Genomic DNA, 12,993 nt, shown 5'->3' on the forward strand with positions numbered 1-12,993 from the left:
GATGAACTTGGGTTTCATTTTGTCCAAAACATCCTTTTGCTTTTTCCCCATCGCTTTACGCAAAACGTCGGCATCCCCTTTGGAGAAATCCGCGAGTTTTTGGGACAGAAGCATTACCTGTTCTTGGTAAACGGTAATTCCGTAGGTATCTTTTAATAGTTCTTCGCAGGCTTCAAGATCATAAATGATTTCTTCTTCGCCATTTTTCCTTTTTACGAAACTCGGGATGTAGGCAATTGGCCCCGGACGATACAGGGCGTTCATGGCAATCAAATCGGGGAAAACCGTAGGCTTCAATTCCTTCATGTACTTCTGCATTCCTGCAGATTCATATTGAAAAATCCCCACCGTTTCTCCGCGTTGAAAAAGCTCGTATGTCTTTACATCATCAATCGGGAATTCGTCCGGGTTCAAGTCGATTCCGTTTCTGTATTTCACTAATTTAACGGTGTCCTTAATCAGTGTAAGGGTTTTCAAACCCAAGAAGTCCATTTTTAAAAGTCCCGCAGTTTCCACCACTGAGTTGTCAAATTGGGTCACATAAAGATCCGAATCTTTGGCGGTAGCCACAGGAACAAAATCTGTAATGTCGCTTGGTGTAATGATTACCCCACAGGCATGGATACCCGTGTTTCTCAAATTCCCTTCCAGCACTTTAGCCTGCTGAATAGTCTCACCACTCAGATCATCTTCACCAGCAAGGCCTATTAACTCTTTTATTTTATCCCATTCTTCCGGACGAACCACTTTTTTAATAACAGCTTCCTCTTCATTCAGGAACCGCGCTAAATTCCATTTAGACGGCATCATTCCAGGAATCAGTTTCGCGATTTTATCGGCTTCAAACAAAGGTAAATCCAGTACACGTGCGGTATCTCGAATTGCCGATTTCGTGGCCATTTTACCATAAGTGATAATCTGCGCCACTTGTTTCGAACCGTATTTTCGGATCACATAATCCATCACACTGCTTCGCCCTTCATCATCAAAATCGATATCAATATCGGGTAATGACACACGATCGGGGTTTAGGAAACGCTCAAAAAGCAGGTTGTACATCAACGGGTCAATGTTGGTTATTTTCAAACAGTACGCCACAACCGATCCCGCTGCAGACCCCCTTCCCGGTCCTACAGAAACACCCATGCTTCTAGCTTCGGCAATTAAATCCTGCACAATCAAGAAATATCCAGGATACCCGGAATTAGAAATGGTCAGCAACTCAAAATCAAGACGTTCCCGTATTTCCTCCGTGATTTCGGGATATCTTCTGTTTGCCCCTTCATAAGTAAGATGTCTCAAATAGGCATTTTCCCCTCGCACTCCACCATCAACAGCATCTTCAGGAACATTAAACTCCTCAGGAATTTCAAATTTGGGCAACAAAACTTCACGCGCCAGATTGTAAATTTCAATTTTGTCGACAATTTCACTTAGGTTCGCAATCGATTCGGGCAAATCGGTAAAGAGTTTTTTCATCTCCTCCCCCGTCTTGAAATAATATTCTTGATTGGGCAACCCAAAACGATAGCCACGACCACGGCCTATAGGTGTCGTTTGCTTTTCGCCATCACGCACACAAAGCAAAATATCATGCGCATTGGCATTTTCTTTATCTATATAGAAGGTATTGTTAGTGGCAACAATTTTGACGCCATGCTTTCTAGCCAAGGAAATCAAAGTGGTATTTACCCGATTTTCATCTTCTTGATTGTGACGCATCACTTCAATATAAAAATCATCCTTGAACTCCTCTTTCCACCAAATCAAAGCTTCTTCGGCTTGGTTTTCACCAAGATTTAAAACCTTGCTCGGAATCTCACCATAGAGATTCCCGGACAACACAATGATATCATCTTTGTATTGTTGAATTACTTTTTTATCAATCCTTGGCACATAATAAAATCCTTCCGTATAAGCAATCGAAGACATTTTGGCCAGATTATGGTATCCTTTTTTGGTCTTCGCCAAAAGCACTATTTGGTATCCATTGTCCTTACGGGATTTGTCCTTGTGATCTTCACAGACAAAAAATTCACAGCCTACGATCGGCTTCATTGGAACCTCGGTAGCTTTCTCGCCATTTTCAATTGAGGCTGCATTCTTGGCTTCAGCCGCTTTATTATGATTTAAAATATCCCTTACAAAGTGAAAAGCCCCCATCAAGTTGGCATGATCTGTCATGGCAACGGCAGGCATCTTTTGTTGTGAAGCCGCTTTTACTAGAGCTGCAATACTGATCGTGGACTGCAAAACAGAAAACTGGGTGTGGTTATGCAAATGCACGAATTCCGTATCAACAAGCACTTTCTTGTTTTGGGAAAGCTCTTGTTTTGAAATTGCCGCGGTCTGCTTTTCCCCAAACTGCTGGCGAATTTTATCAGAAGCCTCCTTTAAATTGATGTGCTTTAAACCGATGAGTTTAATTTCAGTCGGGTTTTTATCCTGGAAATCCCGAAAGTAACTTGCGGGAACATCCAGTTTTTCTGCAGTATAATTTTCCCTACGGATTAATTCTAGGAAACAACGCGTGGTCGCCTCCACATCGGCAGTGGCATTATGCGCTTCCGAAAACGGTCTGTTAAATAAATACTGATGCAACTCGGTTAATGTCGGTAACTTGAAACGTCCTCCTCGACCTCCAGGCAACTGCAATAAAGACGCTGTAATTTCGGTACAGGTATCCAAAACAGGCATCGAAGCCATCGGACTTTCAACACCCAAACGATGGAACTCACAACCCATAATATTGACGTCAAAACCTAGATTTTGTCCCACAATAAATTTGGCTTTGCCTAAAGCGATGTTGAATTTCTCCAACACCTCAGCCAAGGACACCCCTTCGGCCTCCGCCAGTTCAGTGGAAATCCCGTGGATTCGTTCCGCATCATATGGGATATTAAAGCCTTCCGGTTTTACCAAATAATCCTGATGCTCGATGAGTTTCCCCATATCGTCATGCAGCTGCCACGCAATTTGTATACAACGCGGCCAGTTGGCCGTATCGGTTATGGGCGCATCCCAACGCTTCGGTAATCCTGTGGTTTCGGTATCGAATATTAAGTACATAGTTGTTTATGAGGTGGTTGCAAATTCAATGAATTTCAAAAAATGAATTTCAAATTTAGGTTTTTTTCCAGTAAGAACGGATGCAAGTTATCAACAAATACCCATAAAAAGATCAAAACAACCGATTAAATAAACAAACTATTCATCCTGTAATTTTAAACTTATTAATTTCTAAAACGGAACAATAAAGCAATAAATCCACCGCACAACAATTTTTTGGATGTCGTACTATCCAAACAAAAAAATAACGACCTAGATTCCTTCAACGAGCATTTTTGCAAAGTAAACAGAAGAGCAAAAGGCTTCGTTTCTCCGAACACAAAAACAAACAAATACTATTTAATTAGCAGAATAAGCTTGCTTAAATTTCATTTTATTCAACACTCTTGGTCTTTAAGACGTTTAAATTGAATAATAGTTAATACATAAAGAAGAGGAAACCTGCATTTCAAACAACGACAAAAGAATTTAAAAAGAAAATCAGATTCCTTGATAAAACCACAAACAAGAAAATATAAGCTATCTGTAGTCGTAAAAACGGTTTGGGTATCGTATAAAATGAAAAATCCAAATTGACGAGCTTGTTCCTTTTTTTAAATTTGCTGTCATTGTTACAATTACGGGCCGTTTAACGAGCTGTTTTTGAAGAAATACACTTAAAAAATATTTAAAATGAGTACTACATTATTTGACAAAGTATGGGATTCGCACGTGGTGCGTAAAATTGAAGATGGACCAGACGTGTTTTTTATTGACCGACATTTCATTCATGAAGTGACTAGTCCTGTTGCTTTTTTAGGTCTAAAAGAAAGAGGCATCTCGGTTTTGTACCCTGAGCGCACTTTTGCCACCGCCGATCACAATACCCCTACCATAAATCAACATTTACCTGTTGAAGACGCCCTGTCTGCAAACCAACTAAAAGCGTTGGAAGAAAATGCTAAAGAATATGGCATCAGTCACTGGGGATTAGGAAACGCGAAAAATGGAATTGTTCACGTTGTAGGTCCTGAAAACGGAATTACTTTGCCAGGCGCAACAATAGTTTGTGGAGATTCACATACTTCCACTCACGGAGCTTTCGGAGCTATTGCTTTCGGAATCGGTACTTCTGAGGTAGAGATGGTGCTTTCTACGCAATGTATTATGCAACCAAAACCTAAAAAAATGCGCATCAACATAGCTGGCGATCTTCAGTTTGGAGTTACGCCAAAAGACGTTGCGCTTTATATAATATCAAAATTGTCCACATCAGGCGCTACTGGTTATTTTGTGGAGTACGCAGGTAAAGTTTTTGAAAACATGACCATGGAAGGTCGAATGACCGTTTGTAACTTGAGCATCGAAATGGGAGCTCGCGGAGGAATGATTGCGCCAGACCAAACCACTTTTGATTATTTGGAAGGCCGTCTATACACTCCAAAAGGAGAATCTTGGGATAAATCAGTTGCCTATTGGAAAACATTAAAAACGGATGCTGACGCTACATTTGACGAAGAAATCAACTTTGAAGCTTCGGACATTGAGCCAATGATTACCTATGGTACCAATCCGGGTATGGGATTGGGAATTTCTAAAAGCATCCCCGAGGCAAAAGATGTTGCTGAAGGCGAAGAAACCTATGAGAAATCCTTAGGATATATGGGCTTCAACCAAGGCGAAGCCATGATAGGAAAACAAATCGATTACGTTTTCTTAGGTAGTTGTACCAATGGCCGAATCGAAGATTTCAGGGCCTTTGCCTCTATCGTAAAAGGAAGACAAAAAGCAGCTAATGTTACGGCATGGTTGGTCCCTGGATCGCATGTTGTGGAAGCGCAAATAAAAGAAGAAGGAATTCTTGACATTTTGATTGAATCTGGATTTGTTTTGCGTCAACCGGGCTGTTCCGCTTGCCTGGCGATGAACGACGACAAAGTACCTGCAGGAAAATATGCAGTGAGCACCTCGAACAGAAATTTCGAAGGACGTCAAGGACCCGGATCAAGAACATTATTGGCAAGTCCATTTATGGCCGCTGCCGCTGCCGTGACGGGAGTGTTAACAGACCCAAGGGATTTGATAGCCTCCTAATCCCTAAAAAGGAATTATACAAAAGGCAATTTCAATTTAAATAGAACAAAATTAAAAAGCTTTACGGTTTTAAGACATAGTTTTTCCCCATAGAAAATCTGAAATCCTAAATCCTAAATCTAAAATCTAAAATCACAATGGCTTACGATAAATTTAATATACTTACAAGTACAGCAGTTCCGCTTTCTATTGAAAATGTGGATACGGATCAAATTATTCCCGCTCGTTTCCTTAAGGCGACAGAGCGTGTTGGTTTCGGAGACAACCTTTTCCGCGACTGGCGATACAATAATGATGGTTCGCCAAAATCAGATTTCGCTCTAAACAACCCAACCTATAGTGGCAAAATACTTGTCGGAGGAAGAAACTTCGGCTCCGGATCCTCGAGAGAACATGCGGCTTGGGCTGTTTATGATTACGGTTTCAGATGTGTCGTGTCGAGTTTTTTTGCCGACATATTCAGAAACAACTGTCTGAATGTTGGCGTACTGCCCGTTCAGGTTAGCGCTGAATTTGCGGACAAAATTTTCAAGGCCATTGAGGCGAATCCAGAAACGGAGCTTGAAGTCAACCTTCCTGAACAAACGATCACGCTTAAAGTGACCGGAGAAAAAGAATCTTTTGATATTTCAGGGTACAAAAAAGACAACATGATCAATGGCTTTGATGACATTGACTATCTACAAAACATAAAAAAAGAAGTAGTCGAGTTTGCCGATAAACTTCCTTATTAAGGAAACCAGTAAAAAAGCAGTTGGTTCGCTTTATCGCCGAACTAACTGTTTTATGATTTTATCAAATACAATTGTACGATTGCTGAACTCATTAGATTAAAATCGTACTACCATCAAATTTAAAAATGGAAAAAAGAAAAATTGAGATAATGGACACGACGCTTCGTGACGGGGAACAAACCTCGGGAGTATCGTTTTCTGCTGCAGAAAAACTAACCATTGCACAATTGTTATTGGAGGAATTAAATATTGATCGCATCGAAGTTGCTTCCGCACGCGTGAGCGAAGGGGAATTTCAAGGAGTAAAAGGCATCATGACTTGGGCCAATGAAAAAGGCTACAACGACAGAATCGAAGTTTTAACTTTTGTTGACGGCGGACTCTCTATCGAATGGATGAAGAAAGCGGGCGCCAAAGTTCAGAATTTGTTGACCAAAGGATCAATGAATCATTTGACACACCAATTGAAGAAAACCCCGGAACAACATTTTGCCGAAATCGCCCAAACAATTGCATTAGCGCAAGCAAACGACATTGACACGAACATATATTTGGAAGACTGGAGCAATGGAATGCGCAATTCCCCAGAATATGTCTTTCAGTTTTTAGAGTTTTTGTCGACGCAGCCTGTCAAGAGGATATTATTACCAGACACTTTGGGGGTTCTTATCCCATCGCAAACTTTTGAGTTCATTTCAAAAATTACTGCGAAATACCCTAACATCCATTTTGATTTCCATGCGCACAACGATTATGATTTAAGTATTGCCAACGTAATGGAAGCATTGAAAGCGGGCATCAACGGATTACATGTTACGGTAAACGGAATGGGGGAACGCGCCGGAAATGCACCTCTTGAAAGTACCGTTGCCGTCATCAATGATTTCATGCCTGAAATAAAAATTAATGTAAAGGAATCTTCTCTATACAAGGTGAGTAAGTTGGTGGAAACTTTTACAGGATATCGAATCCCAGCTAACAAACCAATTGTAGGCGACAATGTGTTTACGCAAACGGCAGGCATCCATGCCGATGGCGACAATAAAAACAACTTGTATTTCAATGATTTGCTTCCGGAGCGATTTGGAAGAAGAAGGCAATATGCTCTGGGAAAAACATCCGGAAAAGCAAATATTGAAAAAAACCTCCAGGAATTGGGTTTAAAATTAAATCAGGAAGATTTAAAATTAGTCACCCAACGGATCATTGAATTGGGCGACAAAAAAGAAACCGTTACCAAAGAAGACTTACCCTACATCATCTCCGATGTTTTGGACAGTCAAACGTACCAGGAAAAAATTATAGTGGAGTCTTATGTGTTATCACATGCCAAAGGTTTGCGACCTTCAACGACCCTCTGTCTTAAAATAGACGGTGAAATTATTGAAGAGCATGCTCAAGGGGACGGGCAATTTGACGCTTTCATGAATGCATTGGCCAAAATATATACAAGTAAGCAATTAGCATTGCCAAAACTGATCGATTACGCAGTAAGAATTCCTCCCGGAAGCAGTTCAGACGCTTTGTGTGAAACCATAATAACCTGGACCATTAACGGAAAAGAGTTCAAAACCAGAGGGCTGGATTCTGACCAAACCGTCGCCGCAATAATAGCAACCCAGAAGATGCTGAATGTAGTAACGAAATAATTTAGAAAAAACACACTAATAAAAAACAAATAATGAAATATACAATAGCACTATTGGCAGGAGACGGAATTGGACCAGAGGTAATCAATGAAGCCGTAAAGGTCTCTAATGCCATTGCAAAGAAATTCAATCATGAGATCACCTGGACTCCAGCCTTAACAGGCGCCTGCGCCATCGATGCCGTTGGCGTTCCTTACCCGGACGAAACACATGAAATTTGCATGGCCGCTGACGCGGTTCTTTTTGGAGCCGTTGGACATCCAAAATTTGACAATGATCCTAAAGCGACTGTTCGACCGGAACAAGGTTTACTGTTGATGCGAAAAAAATTAGGCTTATTTGCTAATGTGCGTCCCACATTTACCTTTCCCTCTTTGATAGACAACTCACCATTGAAAAGAGAGCGTATAGAAGGAACCGATTTAGTGTTCTTAAGAGAACTTACTGGCGGAATTTATTTTGGCGAGAAAGGAAGAAAAGACGATGGCGAAACGGCATATGATACTTGCACGTACACTAGAGTGGAAGTGCAGCGTTTGGCAAAGAAAGGTTTTGAATTGGCAATGACACGTACTAAAAAACTATGCTGTGTGGATAAAGCCAATGTCTTGGAAACTTCCCGTTTGTGGAGAGAAACAGTACAAGCAATGGAGAAAGACTATCCGGAAGTGACCGTTAGTTACGAATTTGTAGATGCCGTAGCCATGCGATTGGTACAATGGCCAAACTCGTATGATGTATTAATTACTGAAAACTTATTTGGTGACATTTTAACAGATGAGGCCTCCGTAATTTCCGGCTCGATGGGTTTGATGCCATCTGCATCGGTAGGAGAACACACTTCTTTGTATGAACCTATTCACGGTTCTTACCCGCAAGCAACAGGATTGAACATTGCAAACCCACTGGCGACCGTATTATCCGCGGCCATGATGTTTGAAGATGCTTTTGGATTGAAGGAAGAGGCTGAAGCGATTAGAGCCGCTGTTAACAAATCATTGGAACAAGGAATTGTTACCGAGGATTTGGCCAAAAAAGGGGCTACAGTTTACAAAACAAGCGATGTAGGAGATTGGCTAGTTGCCCATTTGTAGAGGATCGGAAAACAAACAAATGCCAAACAAAAAAGGGGACAATTTACATTGTCCCCTTTCTTTATAGTTTAGAAAAAAATATTAGTATCCTCCTCTGTTTCCACCACCACGGTTTTCTCCACCACGGCTGCTTCCACCACCATAACCACCGCGTGAATCTCCACCACGACTGTTATTGTTAAAACTTCTTCTTTCTCCTTCTGGTTTTGGCTCAGATTTGTTAACCACAATTGCACGTCCTTGAACAGTAGCACCGTTCAATTCATCAATCGCTTTTTGAGCTTCTTCATCATTCGGCATCTCAACAAAACCGAATCCTTTACTTCTTCCAGTAAATTTATCAGTGATAATTTTTACAGAATCAACTGCACCATAAGCCTCGAAAGACTCTCTTAAATCTGCTTCCTCAATACTGAATGGAAGGCTTCCAACAAAAATATTCATATGTACTTATTTATAATAATTGCAACAAATGTAATGCTATTTTCTTATAACACACTATATATTAGCTTATTTATGATTTTATTTTAATTTAAAAAAAAGAATAAACTTAGAAAACGGGTGAATTCAAACCGTTTTCGCCGGAAGTAATCACCCTAATTGGTTAGCAAACGCTACCTTATGGGCACTTTGTAAAAGACTCCCTGCTGAAAATTCAAAACAGAACCCACCGAAGGATTATTGTCAATATTTTCTGCATTAAATTTAAAAGTACCCGTTACCGTATTGTTTTCCGGATCATATTCTGTTATGGATATTTGACCGTCGCCAATCCCGGTTCCAGTGGCGAAAGTAATTGTACCATCACTGCCAGTCCTCACATAAGTTGCCGTCTTGGAAGTACTGGTTCCCAAAACATAGGTTTGAGCCGCTGTTGAAGTGGTCTTTAAAGTAATCACTTCGCTTCCGGAATAGGCCTCGATAACTAAGGATCCACTTGGATCTAATGAAGCTTTTGATTCGATAGCTCTCCAAAAAACATTGTCTTTTACCCCCTGAAAGGAAGGATTATTAAAGCTTACGTCCTCTACACAGGAGATTAAGGAAAATAGCGCGAGTATAAGAAGGATTTGTTTTTTCATAAAATGCGTCTTTATATTAACAAAAGTATGGTATTATCACTAAATAAACAGGATTAGTGTTAAAAAAAACACTACCTAAAAAGGGATAAAACATTCTTATTCTTTACAATAAACTACTATTGTCATATTAGAAAAAATAGTATATCTTTGCAGCCTTAATTAACAGAGGTCGAGTACCTCAAAATTTAATCATTAGATTATGTCAGTAAAAATTAGATTACAAAGACACGGTAAAAAAGGAAAGCCTTTTTACTGGGTTGTAGCAGCAGATGCTCGCTCAAAAAGAGACGGTAAATACTTAGAGAAAATCGGTACTTACAATCCAAACACAAACCCAGCAACTATCGACTTAAACCTTGATAGCGCAGTTAAATGGTTGCACAATGGTGCACAACCAACTGAAACTGCTAAAGCAATTCTTTCTTACAAAGGCGCTTTATTGAAACATCACCTTGATGGTGGTATCCGTAAAGGAGCTCTAACTCAAGAACAAGCTGATGCAAAATTAGCAACTTGGTTAGAAGCAAAAACTGGTACAGTTGATGCTAAAAAAGAAGGTTTGACTAAAACTCAAGCTGATGTTAAAGCTAAAGCTTTCAAAGCAGAACAAGATGTGAATGCAAAACGTTTAGCTGCAGCTGCAAAAGCTGAAGCAGATGCTATTGCTGCCGCTGCTCCTGCTGTTGAAGAAGAAGTTGCTGAAGTTGAATCAACTGAAGAAACTCCTGCTGCAGAAGAAAACAACGAAGAAACTCAAGCATAAATTTAGAAGCGAAAATGCGTAAAGAAGATTGTTTCTATTTAGGTAAAATCGCCAAAAAATTTAGTTTTAAAGGGGAAGTCCTTGCCTATTTAGACACAGACGAACCAGAGCTATACGAAAATTTGGAATCAGTGTTTGTTGAATGCAACAAACACTTGGTTCCTTTTTTTATTGAAAGCAGCTCGCTACACAAAAACGACTTCCTTCGAATTCGCTTTGAAGACGTCAATAATGAAGAAGAAGCCGACGCCATCATAGGTAATGACCTCTATCTTCCCATAAAAATGCTACCCAAACTTAGCGGTAACAAATTCTATTTTCACGAAGTAATCGGTTTTGAAGTTGAAGACAAACGTCTAGGCTACGTGGGAGAAATCCAGTCCATCAACGACACCACCGCGCAACCTCTATTTGAAGTGTTAAAAGGTGACGTGGAAATTCTCATCCCCATGATTGACCATTTCCTTGTCAAAATTGACCGCGAGAACAAAAAAGTTATTATGGACTTGCCTGAAGGTTTGATTGAGATGTACCTATAATATCAGTAATCAGTATTCCTTTTTTAGTGGTCAGTTTCAAAAATATCTGAGATCGTATTACTCAACCTGAGATTCCAATGTCAAAATTTCAATTCAAACAATTTTCAATCCAACAAGATCGTTGTGCCATGAAAATCGGTACGGATGGCGTTTTGCTTGGCGCTTGGACCCCGATCGAAAATAATCCGTTCAGTATTTTGGATATCGGAACCGGAACCGGAATAATCGCCTTGATGTTAGCGCAGCGCAGTCACGCCGAACAAATTGACGCACTAGAAATTGACGAAGAAGCATATGAACAATCGGTAGACAATTTTGAAAGCTCCCCCTGGGGTGACCGGCTATTCTGTTTTCATGCGGGCTTGGACGAATTTGTCGAAGAACCCGAAGACGAATACGACTTAATCGTTTCCAACCCCCCTTTTTACAGCGAGGATTACAAAACCGAATGCAAGCAAAGGGATACGGCACGTTTCCAAGACGTCATGCCTTTTGAAGATCTGATTGAAGCGGCAGCCCTGTTACTTTCCGAAAGCGGAATTTTTGCGGTAATTATCCCTTTCAAAGAGGAAGAAAAATTTTTGGCTTTAGCCAAGGAATGTGAATTGTTTCCCTTAAAAATAACTCGTGTCAAGGGAACACCAACCACAGAAATCAAACGCAGTTTATTGGCTTTTAGCCGACAGGAAAATCCTGACTTGATACTCAACGAATTGATCATTGAAACTGCCCGTCACCAATACACGACCGAATATATTGAATTGACTAAGGACTTCTATTTGAAGATGTAATTCTAAAAACAGCATATTTCAATACTTACCTTATTCTTTTATTACCCAGTCTACCTCGTACAAGTTTCTAAGCCATTATTTAATGGCATTTCTACCACTATACTTTAAAAAACAACTGTTTCACATTATTTGTTTAAAAATATAACATTTCATACTGGTTTTGTTATATTTCTTTATGTAAATTTGTCGCGTAAAAACAACCAATCGTGCAAATTGCCTTAATTTTATGCTATATTTATTAGCACAAGTTAACAACTGCCTTACCATTATAAAAAAAGCTCCATATGAAACCAGATTTATTTCAGTCGCCGGATTACTACTTATTAGATGATTTATTATCTGAAGAACACAAATTAGTGCGTGATTCTGCACGTGCCTGGGTAAAACGTGAAGTTTCCCCAATTATTGAAGAATATGCCCAAAAAGCTGAATTCCCGAAACAGATCATAAAAGGTTTGGGTGAAATTGGAGGTTTCGGACCTTATATCCCTGTGGAATACGGCGGAGCGGGACTAGACCAAATATCATACGGATTAATAATGCAAGAAATCGAGCGTGGTGATTCAGGAGTTCGCTCAACTTCATCAGTACAGTCTTCTTTGGTTATGTATCCAATTTGGAAATACGGTAACGAAGAGCAACGCATGAAATATTTACCAAAATTAGCCACTGGAGAATTCATTGGTTGTTTTGGATTGACTGAACCTAATTATGGTTCAGACCCTGGAAGCATGATCACCAACTATAAAGATATGGGAGACCATTATTTATTGAACGGTGCCAAAATGTGGATTTCAAACGCACCATTTGCCGACATTGCGGTTGTTTGGGCGAAAGACGAAACGGGAAGAATTAACGGACTTATCGTAGAACGTGGGATGGAAGGTTTTTCAACTCCGGAAACACACAACAAATGGTCCCTTAGAGCATCTTCTACAGGGGAACTTATTTTTGACAACGTCAAAGTACCCAAAGAAAATCTGTTGCCGAACAAATCCGGTTTGGGAGCACCTCTTGGCTGTTTAGATTCTGCCCGTTACGGTATTGCTTGGGGCGCTATTGGTGCCGCAATGGACTGTTACGATACCGCTTTGCGTTATGCAAAAGAAAGAATACAGTTTGACAAACCTATTGCCGGAACTCAACTGCAACAAAAGAAATTAGCCGAAATGATTACCGAAATCACCAAAGCGCAATTG

At 40.2% G+C, this 12,993-nt stretch carries 11 protein-coding genes; 8 read left to right on the top strand and 3 right to left on the bottom strand.

Annotated features, from left to right (window positions below):
- The coding region (gene dnaE / locus VIH09_RS10990; protein ID WP_331580894.1) for a DNA polymerase III subunit alpha at positions 1–3,069 on the bottom strand (3,069 nt) is incomplete at its 3' end.
- Between the two features lie 672 nt (positions 3,070–3,741).
- Between dnaE and leuC the strand changes: the two genes are divergently transcribed.
- From leuC to leuB, 4 genes are all read left to right on the top strand, one after another.
- Positions 3,742–5,142 carry a 3-isopropylmalate dehydratase large subunit gene (leuC, locus tag VIH09_RS10995; RefSeq protein ID WP_331580896.1) on the top strand — a complete coding sequence of 467 codons (1,401 nt, stop codon included), beginning with the start codon at positions 3,742–3,744 and terminating at the stop codon, positions 5,140–5,142.
- A gap of 137 nt (positions 5,143–5,279) precedes the next feature.
- Positions 5,280–5,876 (top strand): 3-isopropylmalate dehydratase small subunit, encoded by a 597-nt coding sequence (gene leuD, locus VIH09_RS11000; RefSeq protein ID WP_331580898.1) that lies wholly within the window; start codon positions 5,280–5,282, stop codon positions 5,874–5,876.
- A 125-nt stretch (positions 5,877–6,001) separates the two neighbouring features.
- Positions 6,002–7,525 carry an alpha-isopropylmalate synthase regulatory domain-containing protein gene (locus tag VIH09_RS11005; RefSeq protein WP_331580900.1) on the top strand — a complete coding sequence of 508 codons (1,524 nt, stop codon included), beginning with the start codon at positions 6,002–6,004 and terminating at the stop codon, positions 7,523–7,525.
- Positions 7,526–7,557: 32 nt separating this feature from the next.
- Entirely contained in the window at positions 7,558–8,619 is a 1,062-nt protein-coding gene (gene leuB, locus VIH09_RS11010; protein WP_331580902.1) for a 3-isopropylmalate dehydrogenase, read from the top strand.
- Between the two features lie 81 nt (positions 8,620–8,700).
- Here the strand turns inward: leuB and VIH09_RS11015 are convergent, their stop codons facing one another.
- Together VIH09_RS11015 and VIH09_RS11020 are read right to left on the bottom strand one after the other, a co-directional pair.
- Entirely contained in the window at positions 8,701–9,063 is a 363-nt protein-coding gene (locus VIH09_RS11015; protein ID WP_331580904.1) for an RNA-binding protein, read from the bottom strand.
- Positions 9,064–9,233: 170 nt separating this feature from the next.
- Positions 9,234–9,701, bottom strand: a complete 468-nt coding sequence (locus VIH09_RS11020) for a DUF6252 family protein (RefSeq protein WP_331580906.1) — start codon at positions 9,699–9,701, stop codon at positions 9,234–9,236.
- A gap of 199 nt (positions 9,702–9,900) precedes the next feature.
- Here VIH09_RS11020 and VIH09_RS11025 point away from each other — a divergent pair, with 199 nt between their 5' ends.
- From VIH09_RS11025 to VIH09_RS11040, 4 genes are all read left to right on the top strand, one after another.
- Complete coding sequence (locus tag VIH09_RS11025; RefSeq protein WP_331580908.1) at positions 9,901–10,464, top strand: 30S ribosomal protein S16; 564 nt, start codon at positions 9,901–9,903, stop codon at positions 10,462–10,464.
- 14 nt (positions 10,465–10,478) lie between these two features.
- Complete coding sequence (gene rimM / locus VIH09_RS11030; protein ID WP_331580910.1) at positions 10,479–11,003, top strand: ribosome maturation factor RimM; 525 nt, start codon at positions 10,479–10,481, stop codon at positions 11,001–11,003.
- A gap of 77 nt (positions 11,004–11,080) precedes the next feature.
- The gene (locus VIH09_RS11035) at positions 11,081–11,794 is read left to right on the top strand and encodes a tRNA1(Val) (adenine(37)-N6)-methyltransferase (protein WP_331580912.1); all 714 of its coding nucleotides are present in this window, start codon (positions 11,081–11,083) and stop codon (positions 11,792–11,794) included.
- Positions 11,795–12,078: 284 nt separating this feature from the next.
- The coding region (locus VIH09_RS11040) for an acyl-CoA dehydrogenase family protein (RefSeq protein ID WP_331580914.1) at positions 12,079–12,993 on the top strand (915 nt) is incomplete at its 3' end.

This window comes from Flavobacterium sp. (assembly GCF_036515215.1).
Lineage (GTDB): Bacteria > Bacteroidota > Bacteroidia > Flavobacteriales > Flavobacteriaceae > Flavobacterium.